The sequence below is a fragment of the Flagellimonas sp. ABD4_174 genome (assembly GCF_056160185.1).
Genome location: NZ_JBSWWP010000001.1, coordinates 2,523,926 through 2,541,681 on the forward strand (window position 1 = coordinate 2,523,926; position 17,756 = coordinate 2,541,681).

General features: G+C 41.0%; 11 protein-coding genes. 4 read left to right on the forward strand and 7 right to left on the reverse strand.

Annotated elements, in window-relative coordinates; translation table 11 throughout:
- Positions 1–55 precede the first annotated feature (55 nt).
- A complete protein-coding gene (locus ACXAFK_RS11195; RefSeq protein WP_224837082.1) occupies positions 56–793 on the reverse strand; it encodes a cysteine hydrolase family protein in 738 nt (245 codons plus the stop codon).
- A gap of 332 nt (positions 794–1,125) precedes the next feature.
- Positions 1,126–1,767, reverse strand: coding sequence for a peroxiredoxin (locus ACXAFK_RS11200; protein WP_474957814.1), 642 nt, complete (start codon positions 1,765–1,767; stop codon positions 1,126–1,128).
- An 86-nt stretch (positions 1,768–1,853) separates the two neighbouring features.
- On the opposite strand from ACXAFK_RS11200, the gene ACXAFK_RS11205 reads away from it, so the two are divergent.
- Positions 1,854–2,612: a LytR/AlgR family response regulator transcription factor gene (locus ACXAFK_RS11205; RefSeq protein ID WP_474957815.1), complete on the forward strand. Its 759-nt coding sequence runs from the start codon at positions 1,854–1,856 to the stop codon at positions 2,610–2,612.
- On the opposite strand, the gene ACXAFK_RS11210 is transcribed toward ACXAFK_RS11205, so the two are convergent.
- Positions 2,604–3,650, reverse strand: a complete 1,047-nt coding sequence (locus tag ACXAFK_RS11210; RefSeq protein WP_474957816.1) for a response regulator — start codon at positions 3,648–3,650, stop codon at positions 2,604–2,606. The genes ACXAFK_RS11205 and ACXAFK_RS11210 overlap by 9 nt on opposite strands.
- Positions 3,643–9,402 (reverse strand): ATP-binding protein, encoded by a 5,760-nt coding sequence (locus tag ACXAFK_RS11215; RefSeq protein ID WP_474957817.1) that lies wholly within the window; start codon positions 9,400–9,402, stop codon positions 3,643–3,645. Before ACXAFK_RS11215 ends, ACXAFK_RS11210 begins: the two co-directional genes overlap by 8 nt.
- Before the next feature lie 321 nt (positions 9,403–9,723).
- On the opposite strand from ACXAFK_RS11215, the gene ACXAFK_RS11220 reads away from it, so the two are divergent.
- The 3 genes from ACXAFK_RS11220 to ACXAFK_RS11230 are packed head-to-tail and all read left to right on the forward strand — an operon-like array spanning position 9,724 to position 11,475.
- On the forward strand, positions 9,724–10,509 hold the full coding sequence (locus tag ACXAFK_RS11220) for a helix-turn-helix domain-containing protein (protein ID WP_474957818.1): 786 nt from the start codon (positions 9,724–9,726) through the stop codon (positions 10,507–10,509).
- 4 nt (positions 10,510–10,513) lie between these two features.
- Positions 10,514–10,684, forward strand: a complete 171-nt coding sequence (locus tag ACXAFK_RS11225) for a hypothetical protein (protein WP_252079470.1) — start codon at positions 10,514–10,516, stop codon at positions 10,682–10,684.
- Positions 10,685–10,743: 59 nt separating this feature from the next.
- Complete coding sequence (locus ACXAFK_RS11230) at positions 10,744–11,475, forward strand: isochorismatase family protein (RefSeq protein ID WP_224837075.1); 732 nt, start codon at positions 10,744–10,746, stop codon at positions 11,473–11,475.
- A gap of 310 nt (positions 11,476–11,785) precedes the next feature.
- On the opposite strand, the gene ACXAFK_RS11235 is transcribed toward ACXAFK_RS11230, so the two are convergent.
- The 3 genes from ACXAFK_RS11235 to ACXAFK_RS11245 all read right to left on the reverse strand — a co-directional run bounded on the left by ACXAFK_RS11235 (position 11,786) and on the right by ACXAFK_RS11245 (position 17,736).
- A complete protein-coding gene (locus tag ACXAFK_RS11235) occupies positions 11,786–12,346 on the reverse strand; it encodes an RNA polymerase sigma-70 factor (protein WP_474957819.1) in 561 nt (186 codons plus the stop codon).
- Positions 12,347–12,493: 147 nt separating this feature from the next.
- Complete coding sequence (locus ACXAFK_RS11240; protein ID WP_474957820.1) at positions 12,494–14,239, reverse strand: RagB/SusD family nutrient uptake outer membrane protein; 1,746 nt, start codon at positions 14,237–14,239, stop codon at positions 12,494–12,496.
- Positions 14,240–14,253: 14 nt separating this feature from the next.
- A complete protein-coding gene (locus tag ACXAFK_RS11245; protein ID WP_474957821.1) occupies positions 14,254–17,736 on the reverse strand; it encodes a TonB-dependent receptor in 3,483 nt (1,160 codons plus the stop codon).
- Between the last annotated feature and the right edge of the window lie 20 nt (positions 17,737–17,756).

A 17,756-nucleotide genomic window follows, 5' to 3' on the forward strand; every position in this document is an offset into this window, starting at 1 on the left:
AAACAAACACTAACCAGAACTTTTATTAAACTTCTCTGTTTTCTATCTCTTTAAATCAATCTTCGGCAAGGCTCTTTTGTGATTCCAAAATTTCTTCGAGTTGATTGGTCGTGTATATCTCGCTTGCCATCATGGCATAATTGGTTTGTGCCGCTTGATCCCCGTCCAAGCCAGGGAGTTTGGCAGAGGCTGTGGCATCGCCTACCACAGCAAGTTCAAATCCACATTCCAAAAGTTCTCGCATATGGGATTCCACGCATAGGTTTCCGGACATTCCGGCAAGTATCACTTTATCGATTTTTTGCTTTCTAAGCTGAAGTACCAAGTCGTTGTTCTCCGGACCAAACACTTTATGTGGTCCACAAACGGTAACTTTCTCTTTGTTGTTGATATATGGCTTGTAAATGGGAAGCCAATCTGCCCCGGAACCTTCAAAACCCTCTACATTCAATTGATCTCCCCTATCGAACATATTGATATTGTGCATCAATTTCTCCAAGGCTCCCTCAAAACGCCATCCATGATCATGTTGGTAATAATAGTGCGGTGACACAAATACATGGATACCGTTTTCCGCACCTAATCTAAACAGGGTTTCAATATTTTCAATGGTGTTATTTTCCATAACACTTTGGCCCACAGCCCCCCACGCAACCCCTTCAGGGCTTAAAAAATCGTTTTGTGGATCAACAATTACGATCGCCGTATGCCGGTCTATTTCAAAACCGGTAACCGGAAGCTGTGCTTCCTTTTTACCTAAAATTGCTCTTTCCGTAGAGTTGGTGGATTCCATAATGTTTTTGTTTACAGGTTTATTTCTTGATTTATAACACTGTAAAACTCACAAAATGGAAAGACCCATTTTATTTGAAATTTGCCATTATGTTCTGATTTTGCGGTTTTGTCCTGATTTAAAGTTAAAAACCGTTCAAAATTGGTTTTTCTGACACTGCACAGTTATCTGAGCAATGGAAATTACCGACATGGCAACGGTGGAAGATTTTTTTTATGATTGGATACCATTCAATATAAGAGCCATACCAAACCAGTGAAGGATACTCCAACAAATTTTAAAAACAAAACAAAACATGGAAATGGCCTAAAATAATACTACAGGTAATCGCATTATTTCTTCTTGGATGGATCACTGGAAAATTGAAGATACGATGCTCCCTGCACCTTTCTGTCCGGAAATTTAGCTTTCTTTTCCTCTTCGGGCATGGATGGGTCTATAATAACATCTTCAGCTGGCTTCCAATTGGCCGGTGTAAGTACCTGGTGTTCCGCATGTAGTTGCAGTGCGTCTATTGCCCTTAATATTTCATCAAAATTTCTACCGATGAACATGGGATAGGTAAGATGAAGCTGTATCCGTTTATCAGGGTCTATTATAAAAACGGACCGCACTGTTTTTTTATCGGAAGCACCTTGTTGGATCATTCCAAATTTATGGGCAATCTCGGCCTTTGCATCTGCAATAATTGGGAATCTCACGGTAACGTTCATGGAATTTTCAATATCCGATTTCCAACCCAAATGAGAATCCAGGTCATCAACACTCAACGCAATAGCTTTCATGTTCCTTTTCACGAATTCCTCTTCCAATTGTGCTACCATGCCCAGTTCGGTGGTACAAATGGGCGTATAATCCTCTGGATGAGAAAAAAACAACCCCCAAGACTCACCCAACCAATCGTAAAATTGGATTTCTCCCTCTGTGGTGACTGCCTTAAAATCGGGCGCCAAACTGCCAATGCCTAAAGTCATTTACAAACGGTTGATTATGAGTACAAATTAGAAATAATTCTTCAAATTACTCTATATTTAGAGCTATAATTATAACCAAACCGCTCATGACCCTTCAAATCCGTTCCATTATTGTGGATGATGAACAACGTCACCATGATATTCTTGGAAAGATGTTGACTACATTTTGCCCTAATATTGAGCTGGTTGGCGATGCTTTTTCTGTGGAAGATGCTGTGGTCCTGATCAACACGGAACAGCCTGCCTTGGTGTTTTTGGATATTGAAATGCCCGAGGGCAATGGATTTACCTTGTTCGACCATTTTCCGGAACCTAATTTTGAAGTGATTTTTACAACAGCACATGATCTTTATGCCATAAATGCCATTAAGTATGCTGCACTGGATTATCTTTTAAAGCCCATAAACATTCAAGAACTGAAAAACGCTGTATCTCGAGCAGGTAAAATTTTGGCCAAGCAGGCACCCTCTAGGGAAGAAGAATATCAGGTACTTAGGGAAAATACCAAATTGCAGGACCATAATTATACCAAAATAGCCCTACGCTCGTCGGAAGGCATTGATTTTGTGGAAGCCAATCGATTGCTGCGCGTAGAAGCCAACCATGTGTATTCCAACTTTTACCTGGATAACGGAAAAATGATCATGGTTTCCAAACCTTTGGGAGAATTTGAACCTTTATTGGAGTCCTTTAATTTTTTCAGGGTACATAAATCCCATATGGTCAACCTTAACCATGTAGAAAAATATGTTAAGGGCAAAGGGGGGTATCTTGTTTTAAAAGATGGATCCCATGTGGATGTATCGGTCAGGAAAAAGGAAGCCCTTCTAAAAAAATTAGTGTAAATCGTTTGGAAAGCAGAGCTCTACTTTTGTACCAGAAGGCTTACCTTTCTTTTCCAGGTCCACGACCTCGACACTGAACAAATCCTGTCCAAATTCCATGTTCAAGAGTTCTAGGCGCGCCTCAATATTGGACATGGCGATAGATCTATGCCGGCTCTCCGAGATAGCCGAAGCCAATGCCCTTCCAATACCATTGTCCTCTATTGTACAATGTATGGTATTCCCTTTTTCCCTAACCTTTAAAAGCAACCTTCCCGGTCCAGTGGATTTACGAAGACCATGAATAATCGCATTCTCCAGATAGGGCTGCAGTAGCATAGGTGGAATCATAATATTTTCCGGAGCCTCAACATCTATATCAATCCTATATTCGAATATATTGTTGAAGCGGGTTCTTTCCAGTTTTAAGTAGGTATCCAAAAACTGTAGCTCCTTGGATAGAGTTATATGGGCAAGCATGGAATTCTCCAGGTTTTGTCGCATTAATCCAGCAAACTCCGATAGATAATCCAATACCCTTTCGGTTTTGTTTGCCAGAACAAATTCTTGGATAGAAGACAAAGAATTAAAAATAAAATGTGGGTTCATTTGGGAGGACAACATCTTCATCCGGGCTCGCAAGGCTTCCTGTTTTTGTTGATGGATCGCATTTTGATGGAATCGAGATGCCGAAATAACGGACTGAACCCTAGCTTTTAGAATTTCGTGATGAATCGGTTTTTTGATATAATCGCTTGCTCCAAGAGCAAAACATTTTGCCAAAGTTTCATCTTCTTCCTCTGCGCTAATAATGATTACCGGAATTGATTTATAAACAAAATCCGATTTGACCTGTTGCAAGAGTTCCAGACCACTAACACCTGGAAGGTTGATATCCAACAGTACCAAATCAAATTTTTGGCTTGCCAATCGTTTGAACAAAAACTGTCCTTTTGGGATAAAAGAGATGTTATAGCCTACTTCGGCCAAGACATGGTTTACCAGTTCCAATACCTGTCGGTTGTCATCCACAACCAAAATAGAAGTATCCTTATACATTTAATGTATTCGTTAAAAAATTCTGTAAAGCTACTTCATCACCTGTATAAATGGCATCCTCCAATTTATTCAATATTCCGGCAGGCAGTATTTCACTTAAGGATTCAGCGACTGCAGCCAATTTTTCCGTTTCAAAAATGGGCAGTTTTCGCAAGGTTTCCAGCGCTTGCTCTTTTTGATGTTGTTGATCATCATTCAGAACCGTTTTGCCAGTTGATTTTGTACAGGACACTTCTGGAAGGAAACTTTTTAGAAGTCCCACGAGCTTGGGTACATTTACGGGTTTGGTAAGGTAAGCGGTAAAACCTGCTTCTACGGCAGCATCTTGGTGTTCTTTGAATGCATCTGCGGACAAGCCTATTATGGGTATATCCAGGTTAAAGCCTCGAATCAACTTTAAGGTCTCAAAACCATCAATTTCCGGCATGTGAATATCCATAAAAATAATATCGGGGTCATATTGCTTTGCCATGGCGACACCTTCCCTACCGTTTGAAGCCAGTAAAATTTCCGATCCCAACTCGGCAAATAGGGCCCTGATCATTTCTTGGTTCATTAATTGATCTTCCACCACCAAAATTTTACTTTTGGAAGGTATCCTATAGTTGGCCATAATGGTCTCGGGATTATCGAATGGCATTGGCGTGGCCTTTAAATAGGGTATCTTGATCGTAAAGATGGTTCCTTCCCCTTCCGTACTCTCCACACTAAGCTCTCCTTTTAAAATATCCACTAGGCTTTTGGTAATTGCCAACCCAAGCCCTGTTCCGCCGTATTTTCTGTCCTTGCCCGCATCGGATTGTGTAAAGGGTTCAAAAATTCGTTCGAGGTCTTTCTGTGGAATCCCTATGCCTTCGTCAGCTACTCGGAATATCAAAAAGTCGTTATCTACACGCAAATCCAGGTGCACGTTCTTGGATGCCGGGGTAAATTTTACCGCATTGCCCACAATATTCATAAGGATCTGTTTTATTTTACCACGATCGGAACGCACATATCTTGGTGTTCCCGGAGACAGACCATAGATTACCTTTACATCCTTGGACTTTGCCATACTATTCTGAATCCTATATACCGAAAAGAACAGCTGCCTAAGATCCATATCTTCTTGCAAAAGGACGGTTTTTCCTGCTTCTATCTTGGATAAATCCAATATGTCCTGGATTATCTCGGAAAGTGATTCTGCACTTTGATGAATATTGTTCAAATACCTACGAAACGAATTGGTTAGATCAAGTGACTTGCTTTGATTGGTAAGTATCTGAGAGAATCCAACAATTGCATTTAGAGGTGTACGGATCTCATGGCTCATATTGGCCAAAAATTGTGATTTGGCACGGTTGGCATTGTCGGCATCGTTCTTGGCAAAAATCAAGTCCCTTTCCGCCTCTTTTCTCATTTCTATTTCGTGGCGTAAATGCTGGGTCCTATTTTTAATTTTCTCTTCCAATGCCTGGTTAAGTTTGGCCAGTTCCTTTTGGGAGGTCGCCAACTCATTGTTTAAGGTAACGGCTTGTTCATAAAGGGTGGAATTTGTAATGGAAATTGCTGCTTGTGCCGCAACTATTCGCAATACTTCCAGTCCTCCTTCTGTAAACATTCCTGTAATATGGCTATTGGCAATGTACAGTACTCCTACCAGATCTCTTTGTTTTATTAAGGGAAGTAACAGCAGCGACCCCTTAAAATCTGCTGTCAAATCTTCTGAATTGGCACAATATTCGGTTAAATCATCAATGCACAGCTCCTTTTTAGTCGTTGCTACATGTTCTATTAGGCTAATGGGCAATGTTCTGCAATCTTCGAGAGGACTCTCCGAAAATTGTGCTTCTGTTGGAACAGTAAGATCTATAAAGGCCGTAACATGTAAAGAGGTCCCGTTTCTTAAAACCAGTGCTCCTTTGTCCGCTCCGGCATTTTCCATCACAATCTGCAATAAACTCTCCACAAGACGGTCCCGATTCACTTCTGCCGATATGGTTTGCGTGGCCTTGATCAAACTTTGAAAATCGAAATTTTTAATGTGCTGGGAATGGGTGTTTGCCTTCTCTTCAAAATTCCCGTCGAACTCTTTACTCTGCAAAGGAATGCCCCATCCTGCTTTGGCTTTTTCGGATTCATTTTTTAAGGCTTGCTTTATAAAAACAAATCCTTTTTTTGGTAGAGCACTTGAAATTATATCGCAAAACATGGCCCTAATATGGAATTGTCCATTTTTCTGTGTCCAAAGCAGTACATGTTCTATCTGCTCGGGCACATTGGTATAATCTCCCGATTTACAAGCCAGTAACAACTCTACTATTTGGTACTCTGCCCAAAAATTGTGCGATGCGGCCTTCGCCCAACCACTTAGTTGTTTCTGCCTTTCCTTAACTCCTCCCAAAACTTTTGATGTTGGGTTGCTATTGACCATTAATTCACATACGGACCGTAAGACCTGATATTTAAAAAATTGTGGTTCGGAAATCAGATGTTCCAATTCTTTTTGATGGTCCTTAAAGTGGGCTAAGGCTTTTTGATAATCTCCCTTAATACAATCGACCCAACCTGAAAATATGTGAAAACTTGCAATGGCGGTCCTGCAATTACTATCTTCCAATAACTGCATGACCTTTGTTGCTGTGTTTAAGTTGCCGGTATCGTTCCCGATCAATCTTTGCAAAATAAATTTGATGCCTTGTATTTGGGCCAAATGGACTGTATTGCCATGTATGCTGAAGGAATCTATCGTCTCGTTACAGACCCTGAGCAATTCCATCAGATTAGTGCCCGAGAGCAATTGGTTTCTAATTTGGGCATATTGCAGGCTACTTGCCCCATAAAAGTCCCCTCGATCCACATTATAAGCGATGGCTTCATCCAGTTGTGTTTCCAAAGTCTGGTAATCGGCCATAAGCGGACCCATTGCCATATGATAAACGGACATGGTTTTGGAGAAATATTTACCCGGCTTTTCCGATTGCAACCTTTTTAAACCAAGAGAGCTAAGTTTCTCGCCCAGTTCAAATTCATGATATCGGTGGCACAAAAGCGATCCTAAATGTACCAGTATGAAAGGAGACGAATCGGTGAAACCATTTTTAAACATAAGTTCGCCCATGGCAAATAAAAGATGGGTATATAGAGTATGATCTATCTGCTTGGCGGAAGTACACATATTCACCATAATTTCCAAAGCATACCGGTCTTCCTTTGTATATACTGCACTACCCAATAAATCATTATTAAAATCCGTAGGCAGCACCTCCATAAATTTGAGGTATGCACTCTTGGTTTCACTAGGTTTAGAGAAAAGATTCATTTTGGATCCCAATACCTTCAACGCCTTAATTCCTTCCTGGGTATTCGACTTATATAAAGAGTAAGCTTCAAAAAATGTAAGGTTCAGCAAATGAACTTCACACTTTTTATAATCATCAGGGGCATTATTAATTGCCTTATCAGCATATACCCTGCCCTCTTCCACCTGTTTTAAAAGGTAGGACGCCTTTGCCATTTCGAACAACACTTCGTAGGCATACCTATCTGTCCTAAATTTAGTCTGAAGATCTAGTGCAAAACTCAAATTTTGTTTTGCCGTTAATGCCGAGTTTGAGTTATTTGCCAATTGTGCCGCTTCCAAAATATATCCAAGAGCAACGGGAACGATATTATCCTGTATATGAGCTCCTGAACTTATTAAATGCTCTACAAATTGATTTAGTGATATGGCATCGACAATTCCATTGTTCTCCATATGAAATAGCGCAATACCATAGTGCAGCTCTTCAAAAGAAACATCGAACCCAGGAATGGCAAGGTGCAATGCAGCCTGTTGAATCTTGTTGTGATTAAATACAAACTGATTTGGTGTAGCGTCCAACTTTGAAATTTGGCCAGCTTCGGTCAGCAGTTCCAAAAGCAGAACAACGATTTCTTGGGGAAAACCACTCATAGAAATCAATAATGGAATATTAAAGTTTCCATTGTCAAAAGCGGCAATTTTAAGTATAACTTGGGCCTGGTACGATTGCAGGGACAATTGTTTTTCGTAGATGGCCAAGAGGTTTTCAGCTACATCTTGCTGTTTTACACTACTCAGATTGTACTGCCATCGTTGGGCCACGGTATCGTAGGTCAAAGCTTTATTTTCGTGGAGCGAATACAGGAAGTGTTTTATATAATAAGGGTTTCCGTTGGTTTTTTTGTGGACCAGTACTGCAAGGTCATGGATTTTGCTTTGCTCTTCGGAAAGCGCATCGGCCACTACTTGCTCAGTGGCGTTTTGGCTCAATGGCCTTAAACGTATTACAGGCACGTTCTTTTTGCCCGCCACCAAGGAGCGTTGAAATTTGAGCAAAGGATGATCCTCTGTTAGTCCCTCCGGATTGTAGGATAGCACAAACAACACCCTGTGGAGCGGTGCCCACGCCATATATTCTATAAGTTTAAGGGAGGATAGATCGCTCCATTGTACATCATCTATAAAAATCACCCGTTTTAAACCGATTCCATCCAATGTTCGGCAATACCGTGCAAATAGATTTACAAAACGATCTCCTGTTTCCAATGGATTCAAGGATTCTGGTTCCGGTAGTTTCCCGGTAAGTTCCTTTAAATCGGGTATAACCTCAAATAATGCAGATAAATCGGAACCTAGTCCATTTATAAAAATGTCCCGGATCTCGGAATGGCTCTTTCCTGATTTAAGCAGTATTCGCTGTGCTATGTTTTTAAACGCTTTTTGGAATGCACTATATGGGGTGGATTGGGATTTATCAAAACTGCCTACGGTAAAGAGTGTATCCGAATCGGTAATTTCAGCTTCGAAAGCCTTGGCCAAAGATGTTTTACCTATACCGGCCGCTCCTTCCACAAACGCTACGGAAGCAGGTCCATTTCGCACATCCCGATAAACCTTCATTAATTGCTGGAGGGCAGCTTCTTGTTCCAGAATGGTATCAGAAATGCGAATTACCCCAGGATTAAAATTGATGCTCAATTCTGGGGAAACATCAAATTCCCCTTTGCCGAATTGATGTTTTAAGTTTTCCAGATCCCTTAATACCCCTTGTGCCGACTGGTACCTATTTTCCGGCTTCTTTTCCAACAAAGCATTGATGATCTGATGGATCCCTGTGTGTTTCCAAAGGGTGTTTATAGAAGCATCATATGGTTCCGTTAAATGTTTGTGCAATACTTCTTGCTTGTCTACAGCTTTAAAAAAATGTTCTCCGGTTAGCCAATAATGCATCAGCGCTCCAAATCCATACAGATCAGCTTTAAAATCTGGTCTTTGCTTACTACGAGTACTAAATTCGGGGGCCATAAAAAAGAAATCATCATCCTGATAAGCGGCCAAGTCACTTTTGGCGTACTCTTTTTGAAACAAACCGAGACCCGTAATGAGCAATTTTCCATCCGAATCCACCATAAATCTACTGTTCTGTAAAACGCCAAAACAATATTCCGCTTTATGTACTTCCGAAATGGCAGTGGCCAATACAATTGTTCGATTTAGGAAAGACTCAAAATCCTTGTCTGTTTTAGGGGCTATTGGAAATTTTTTTTCAGGAACCGGTATTTGATAGGTCACCCTATTGCCAGGCAATATTTGTATTTTATTTATTGCAAATTGCTCGAACAAAGTGGTCTTGGATAATTGTTGCAAAAGGACGGTTGCAAGTTGGGAGGTCCCTTTTTCCTCAATTTTCCAGATATCTGGATGCAAACTCCACTCAATATCTACATCTTTTATTCTTATCCGATTCATTGGGTACGTATTGGACTACAATTTACTCATTTATACGTGATTATAGGATACGTTAAGAAGGTAAACCGTAACGTTTAGAAGATCGCACTTTTTAAAAGGAGTCCAGAACAACGGAAAGAATGCTGAAAAATGATAAAATCCAACACATTGGTAAGAAAACTGTCCGCATTAAGAAACTCCAACTAGTTACCTCCCCTATGCATCAGTAATTTTGAAATGTGTTCAAGGGGCGATTCTGCAGGGCCCTTAAAACAAGAAGCATATAAGATAATTGATGGGCAACCCTGTCCGTCGCAGCTAACCCATATAAAAAGAAAAGCCATGAGATATATCAACCACATCAAAAACTCCCATACCAATAGAAAGGAAATAAAACAGACAATCGGAAACTCGACCGTTGTCCTTTTTCTTATCCAGGACACTAAAAACCAAAAAGATAGCGCCGACGGGGCGGATACTTTTGAATTTATCTATTCACTCAACACAGCTCCCGATTTTAACCCTACCGCACCTTTGGTGATCGGTATGTACAATGGAACATTTGGTTTAATGAACCTTGGCATGGATACCGATAAATTTGTTCCTGTACCAATATTGGAAACCCCGCTTAGCAACCAGCTTGCACTTTACCTGATCCAGGAACTATTGATGAGTCCCATGGACAGACAATCCCATTTGGAGAATATGATAGTTACCCTGGGCGATTACTTGGTAAAAAGAGAGAACATAGAATCGCAGTTGAACTGTAAATTAAAAATGGGGTTGACTCCTTTTCAAATACATAAGATACATCGATATGTAAAAAAACATATAGATCGTCCTGTTCTAACCTCTGAATTGGCCAAATTGGTTGAGCTGAGCATGCATTATTTTACTCGTGTATTTAAAAGAACCACAGGTGAAACACCACATCAGTTTATAACTCGAATAAAGCTGGAAGAAGCTAAAAAGCTTCTCATTTCCACAGATGAAAGTGTTATTCAGGTCGGTCTCGGGGTGGGTTGTGAAAACCCTAGCCATTTTTCCAAACTGTTTAAATCCAACTTTGGCATACCACCCTTAAAGTATAGAAAAACATTTCAGAACAACTTAGCCATGTTGAATTAAACCAGTGATTCATCAACCCTTATTCTTTGTAGAAATGTTATTGGCCAAATTCCTTAGAAGACTGTCTGTTTCAAGGTATAAATACAGTGCGCAGAATGCGGAAAACCAGGAAACACTGAACAAGGTTCAAGAAGAACTGGAATTTAACAATGATGAAACCGGTCTATTTATTTAGGAAAGACCAAATCATAAAAAACAATCAAATTATTGTAAAATCACTTAATCTTTAAAATCATGAAATCAATTTTATTCAATCCTATTGCTTTGTACATTTTCCTTCTTGCTTGTGTCCCCTGCGCCCATGCTCAAATTCCAGACCCCGGATTTACAGTGGACAACACCACGGCCATTGTTATAACCGACCCTCAAAATGATTTTTTGAGCCCCGATGGCGTAACTTGGGGAGTCATTGGAGAGAGTGTGATTAAAAACAATACCGTTGAAAATTTGGAAACACTGTTCCAATTGGCTGAAGCACATGGAATTCAAGTATTTATTTCTCCACATTATTATTACGAGCACGATCACAAATGGAAATTTGAAGGGGCATTGGAAAAACTAATGCACGACATAGGAATGTTTGACCGAGGCGACCAGCTCAACAAAGAAGGCTTCGAAGGATCCGGTGCTGATTGGCTTCCCCGATACAAAAAATACATCAACAAGGATTTTGTAACGGTCGTAGGTCCCCATAAAGTGTACGGGCCCGAGCAGAACGATCTTAGCTTGCAGTTGAGAAAGCAGAAAATCGATAAGGTTGTTTTGGCAGGAATGTCCGGAAACCTATGTGTAGAATCGCATCTAAGGGAACTGCTGGAAGACGGCTTCGAAGTTGCCGTAGTGGTAGATGCAACAGCTTCAGCCGTTGCTCCCGGGTATGATGGAAACGTAGCCGCAGAAATTAATTATCGTTTTGTGGCCAGCCATGTGTACACCACGGAAGAATTTAAGCAGTCGCTAAAATAAAAGCATCAGAAAACAAGAACAGTCACTAAAAATTGGCAGGGCAATATTGCCCTGCCATTTGTGTTTTGTTAATCACGAAGAATTGCATCAAGTGTGTTCGTTCTTACCAAATATTCAAAAACACATTGAATTACAACCGAATACTCTTTTAAGAGTAAGAGGTCGGTATACTCAATTTGGTCTTACTAAAGTTTTTCAATTTCAAGATGTAAAGCGATTTGAAGGAAGCAAAGTATTCCTTTTGTTGCTAAAACATTCTAAATTTCAAATTTGATACAAGTTTTCATTTGGATAAAGCCCCCATATAGGTTCAAAAGGAACTAAGTACTAGGACAGCCAATGACAAACAGTTTTTAAAGTGAAGTTTAAAGAGCCTTAATGCATTACTTATGTGGGTCTCAACGGTTCTGATAGAAATATCCATTTCCAAGGCAATTTCCTTGTTATTGTACCCTTGAACACGACTTAAATAAAAAACTCTACGGCACTTGTTGGGGAGTTTCCCCATCGTTGTTAGAAAGAGTTCTTCGGATTCCAAAAAATCCATATGTTCTTTTACCCCATCTACAGCAGGCCGAGCTTCCAAAACTTGTTCGGAAAAAACTTTCCTCTTTTCCAATTTCACGTAGTTAATGGCTCTATATTTGACACCTCTGAAAAGATAGGCCTCGATTTGTTCGATTTTGACCGTTTCGGTTTTTTCCCAAAGACTTATAAATATTTCCTGTACAAGATCTTGGGCCACTTGATGGTCATCCACAAAACTATGTGCATAAAGATATAGTCGTTTCCAATAGCTGTTAAAAATCTTTTCCAGTGCTTTTTCTTGGCGATTCTGGAGTGCATTTATGAGCAGTTTTTGGTTTTCCATCAGCTGGGGCAGCTTGGTTATGTATTGAGCTTCGCAATCAAATTTATCGTCTGATCGTGAATAAATTTGTAGTTGTAGATTATGCTATTGTTATCAAAAAAACTCCAGGACAAGACATAGCCGTCCTGGAGCTTTATCATTACTAAACTACCAATTTGGGTTTTGCGTTAGATTCGGGTTCAATTGCAGTTCCTGTATCGGAATAGGTAAAAGATAATCCCTGTCTTCATTAAAACTTCTGGTGTTGAATTCTGGTAGTGGATCTATTAAGTTATCCGCACTTAAATGAATATCCGCGCCCAACTTAAAATATTTTGCGCCTGCAATTTGATCGGCAGGTGCATCACCTTCGTAGATTACAGTATCGATGGAACCATTGCCGTCCAAATCGTACTCCCCTGCCCCCGGCAAATAAATTCCGCGCAGTGGCAATGTTATGGATTGGCCTACCTTCCACCGTCTAATATCGTTCCAACGATGTCCTTCCATATAAAGTTCTATTCGGCGCTCCCGTCTAATTTCCAATAACAATCCTTGATTGGCACCGCTAACATTGGGATAGATCATTGCTTGGTAATCATCAGGATCAGCATTGGAATCATCCATGGACAGACCGGGCATACCTACACGATTTCTTAGTAATCCGATCGAACGATCCAGATCATCTTGTGTAATGGTCCCTAATTCCGCTTTTGCTTCGGCAAAGTTTAGTAGTACCTCTGCAAAACGAAATACGGGCAGATCATTGGTATTTTGATTGATACCATCGGAATTGGAACTGGTCACAAACTTGGTAATATGATACCCTGTTATTGAAAATGACAGGTCCGGGGGCAAGGCCGTACCCTCACCCACCCTACTATATCCGGGGGTACGAATGGTCTGTGCCAACCTTGGGTCGCGATCTACTGTTTCATCGGCAAAGGAAACGGCATTAAAATCGGCTTGATCGGTAAAACGGGAACCGTCCGAATTTAAATATGAATTTACCGCACTTTTTGGCATTCCCGGTCTTCCTTGTGACCCTGTCAAGGTATAATAATTGGCACGGTGCCCGTTGGTAAGGGGTTCCGTATATTCCCGTGCCAAGATCACCTCTGTTGTTTGCGCTGTTTCAGCTCTGAACAAATCCGCATAATCTAAATTTGGGTTTCCTGTACTATAGAGTGAATAAACACCTGTATCCATCAACTCTTCCGATGCATCAGCGGCCGCTTCCAGATATTTCTCATATCCGGATATACCGTGGTATTTTTCGAAAGTTCCTTCAAATAAGGCTACTCTGGATTTTAAGGCGAGGGCCGTAAATTTACTCACTTCGTAAGCATATTGTTCATCACCCATGTTGTTTATGGCCCAATCCAAATCTTCAAGAATCTTGTCAACTACAAATTGTCTGCTATCCCTGGCCTTGTAAAGTCCTTCGTCGTCGGCCTCCATAGTGGTATCGTACCATGGCACGTCGCCAAAGTTTACGACCATTCCAAAATAATAATAGGCCCTAAAAAACCTGGCAACTCCCCCAAATCTGTTCTTGGCCGCTTCATCCTCACACCGCTCATAGTTTTCCAAGAAATAGTTGATGTTGCGTAAATTGCCCCAGTTCCAGCCTCCACCGGTAGCAGGTACGATTCGCGCCCCGATCATTAGATCGCTCAAGGTGTTGTGAACAATGTCACCACACTGGCTGTCGTAAGTAAAAATCTCGTTTCTAGCGGTGCTGTTAGGTAACATTAAATAGAAACCATTGGTGTACAACTCTAGGTCGGAAGCCGTAAGAAAGAAGCTTTCTTCGCTTACATCTGAAATTGGATTTTTGTCCAAATAATCATCACTACAGTTGATAAAAAACAGACTGCTTAAACTTAACAATGTAATATATAATCGTTTCATCGTCATTTTTTGATTTAAAATTGAATGGATAGGCCCAATGAATAGGTTTTGGACATAGGTGCTTCCTGACCTCTTGAATCGTAGGCATAAGAGCCAGAAGGAGCATTCAAGTTAACTTGATTACTGGCAATCTCCGGATCTATATAGTCGGTCAATTTGGTAAAAGTCAAAATGTTCTCCCCACTTAGATATAGCCTTACCTTTTTAACCGGTAATCTGTTCAATACGGATTGTGGTAGATTATATCCAACGGTAAGGTTCTTTAACCTTAGGTACGATATATCCTGTAGATAGCGATCGTTGGTATTTCGGAGTGAGTTCCGTGTACTTAGTGCTATATAACCAAATCCTCTTGGATAGTAGGCGTCAGGGTTATCTGCCGACCATATATTATTGGCCAGGTCTTTACGCACAAAAGATGCATATGGGCGACTATAGGGACCCCAGAATAATTGCGAATTATAACCAGGGTACCAATCTTGTTTGCCAACCCCTTGAAAAAATGCGGAAATGTCAAAACCTTTCCAACTGGAGGCTATCTTAAAGTTGTACAGATATTGCGGAGCCACATTGCCCACAATTTTTTGATCCCCTGGATCATCAAGGGTATTGGTCCCTGCATTGACCACACCATCACCATTTAGATCGGTATATTTTACGTCTCCGGGCTGTAGCCCTCCCCTTGGGGTTATCCTTGGGCTAACATAGGATTGGTCCACATGGGCGGCAATTTCTTCCTCGGACTGGAAAAGTCCCTCAATTTCATATCCCCACAAGTCTCCAATCTTCATGCCTTCATAAAATGAATTTAAAAGGTTTTCCGGATTATCAAATCTGGTGATCGTAGTTTCCGAATTGGAAAGACCTGCGCTAAAACTAAATTGCAATGGTGATCCTCCGACTACAAAGCTATCGGAGTATGCAACAGAAAGTTCGAACCCTTTTGTCTCCAAATCCGCTGCATTTTCCTGTGGAGCAGCTGCTCCCAATGTTGCAGGGAGTACTTGCCCCGCTGTCAGCATTCCCAAGGTTTCCCTTTTAAACCAGTCGAAATTGGCGGTTACCTTATTTTTGAACAATCCCAAATCAAGTCCAAAATCCAAGGTTCTGACTTCTTCCCAAGTTATCTCTACCGGATTTAGAGATGGAGACGAAATATACTCCAAAGGACTTCCATTTAAGGAGAATGCTTGGTTAGCAGATCGGCTCAATACAGGTTGGTAGGCATAAGGGTCAACTTCTTGATTTCCCAAGGAACCATAGGAAGCTCTTAATTTTAATTGACTAACGGTAGGGTTAAGACCTTGCATAAAACTTTCGTTATGTATGGCCCAAGCTGCGGATACCGATGGAAAAAAGCCCCATCTAAAATCAGAGGGGAATCTGGAAGTACCATCGTACCTTCCGTTCAGTTCTAAAAAGTACTTACTATCATAATCATAGGATAACCTTGTATATACTCCCTGCAACGCCCATTCAAAGGCACTGCCCGTGGCATTGTCCGCAGTGGTTCCCAATCCAAGAGAATTTAGTTCGTCGGATATTAAACCCTGAGTACTTGCCTGTATTGTTTTGCTGTACATGGATTCCTGACCAAATCCTGCCATAATATCTACTTGGTGCTTTCCAAATCGATTCTTATAATTGGCATAGATATTAAAGGCATCATAATCGGATGTAGTATTGTACTCCGTTAATTGATCTACTCCCATATTCTCAACCTCACCGACATAAATACTCCATGGAACCATAGTGGAACGCTGATATATGTTCTGGTTCATTTTCCTATAGGCATAACTTGCCTTAAGGGTAAAGCCATTGAAAGGTGTCAACGTAGCGGTGATGATATTGGAGAATTCCGAATCCTCTGTCTCTTGCTTGGCCCGACCATATAACAAAGAGGCGTACAACCCATCTCCGGCGGCATAATTGTTCAATTCGCTTCTATAAAAATAGGTGCCGTCCGGATTCGTCGGGGCGTACCAGGGCATTGCATGGTTGTACACTAGGTAGTTCCAGTAATTGCCATGCCATCCACCTCTGTATCCGCCATGCTGCAGATCATTGAACCGGTTATATTGCATGTTATCCTTTAAAGTGATCCAATCATTCAGTTTAAAATCGACTTTTGCCCTATAATTTTCCTTTTTGAATTCATCTTTTTGGACTTTCAGGATACCGGTCTCTCGATAGTTTCGATAAGAGAAATATCCTTTCAACTTCTCTGTACCTCCACTTATGGATGCATTATAAATTTGCGAAGGCCTGCTTTTTCTAAAAAAAGTATTCCACCAATTTGTTTTGGCATAGTGCACATATTGCTCCCTTCCGTTTCTTGTATCCGTGATCACACGTGCCAATGAAGGATTGGCCGATACTTCCTGAAGTGCGGCAAGATCACTTTCGGTATATCCGGAATAGGATGCACCACTATTGGCCTGGAAAAACCCATCGGCAATTTGAATGGCCTCATATGGGTCCGTTACAAAGTCTGTATTGGTGGTTACTTGGCTAAAGGCAGTAGTCGTTTCCAGACTTACGGTAAGATCGCCCTGTTTTGCTTGTTTTGTTGTGATAAGAACAACACCAAAAGAAGCACGGGCCCCGTAAATAGCTGCGGCACCCGCGTCCTTCAAAACACTGATGTTCTCTATATCGTTTGGATTGATATCGTTTATATCCCCTTCTACACCATCTATTATGATTAAAGGCTCTCCCCCGTTTATGGACGTAAAGCCTCTAATATTAATATTTGGGGTATCTGTTGGGCGTCCGTTCGATCGCGTAATGGTGAGTCCCGGGGTTACTCCCTGCAAGGCAACTGCAGCATTGCTCAAAGGACGTTCGGCCAATGCCGACACATCTACCTTGCTTACGGCCGCACTGAGCGATTCCAAGGTCTTCTCTCCATATCCGATGACCACTACCTCATCGAGTTCCTGATTGTTGGCAGCCATCGTTATGGACACATTATCCACCCCAGCCAATATGGTGTAGGTCTGGGTTTCCATTCCTATGTAAGAAAACTCGAGAACTTCACCGCTAGCTGCACTTATCTCAAAATTTCCATCGAAGTCCGTGATTATGCCCTTGTCCGTTCCAAGCACTTTTACATTGGCTCCCATCAATGGTTGTCCATTGTCATCCTTTACGGTTCCACGAATTGTTCTTTGTAATGATCTGGCCTCTTTTTTTGGGAGTACAAATACAGTAATGTTGCTTTTCTGAATCTGATAACCTAGTCCGTAAACCTTGGCCAAATGGTCCATTACATCGGTAAGGGGCCTGTTCTTAAAATCGACATTGATTTGCTGATCGATGTTCTTTACTTCGCTATTGTAAATAAAACTTACCGTAGCCTGCTCTTCGATACGATCAAAAATATCCATTAGACCTATCCGATCTTGTTTTAAACTAATGGTGTTAAAACTTGCCGGTCCGGCTTGTACGGGCATGGCAAAAAAATGGAATGTCCATAAAATCATGAACACTTTCATAATGTTTCTGTTGAAAAAAT

Excerpts from the sequence above, each read along its gene's own strand:
- ACXAFK_RS11245 (WP_474957821.1), bottom strand. The coding sequence starts at position 17,736 with ATGAAAGTGTTCATGATTTTATGGACATTCCATTTTTTTGCCATGCCC.
- ACXAFK_RS11205 (WP_474957815.1), top strand. The coding sequence starts at position 1,854 with ATGACCCTTCAAATCCGTTCCATTATTGTGGATGATGAACAACGTCAC.
- ACXAFK_RS11230 (WP_224837075.1), top strand. The coding sequence starts at position 10,744 with ATGAAATCAATTTTATTCAATCCTATTGCTTTGTACATTTTCCTTCTT.
- ACXAFK_RS11200 (WP_474957814.1), bottom strand. The coding sequence starts at position 1,767 with ATGACTTTAGGCATTGGCAGTTTGGCGCCCGATTTTAAGGCAGTCACC.
- ACXAFK_RS11240 (WP_474957820.1), bottom strand. The coding sequence starts at position 14,239 with ATGAAACGATTATATATTACATTGTTAAGTTTAAGCAGTCTGTTTTTT.
- ACXAFK_RS11215 (WP_474957817.1), bottom strand. The coding sequence starts at position 9,402 with ATGAATCGGATAAGAATAAAAGATGTAGATATTGAGTGGAGTTTGCAT.
- ACXAFK_RS11235 (WP_474957819.1), bottom strand. The coding sequence starts at position 12,346 with ATGGAAAACCAAAAACTGCTCATAAATGCACTCCAGAATCGCCAAGAA.
- ACXAFK_RS11195 (WP_224837082.1), bottom strand. The coding sequence starts at position 793 with ATGGAATCCACCAACTCTACGGAAAGAGCAATTTTAGGTAAAAAGGAA.
- ACXAFK_RS11220 (WP_474957818.1), top strand. The coding sequence starts at position 9,724 with ATGAGATATATCAACCACATCAAAAACTCCCATACCAATAGAAAGGAA.
- ACXAFK_RS11210 (WP_474957816.1), bottom strand. The coding sequence starts at position 3,650 with ATGTATAAGGATACTTCTATTTTGGTTGTGGATGACAACCGACAGGTA.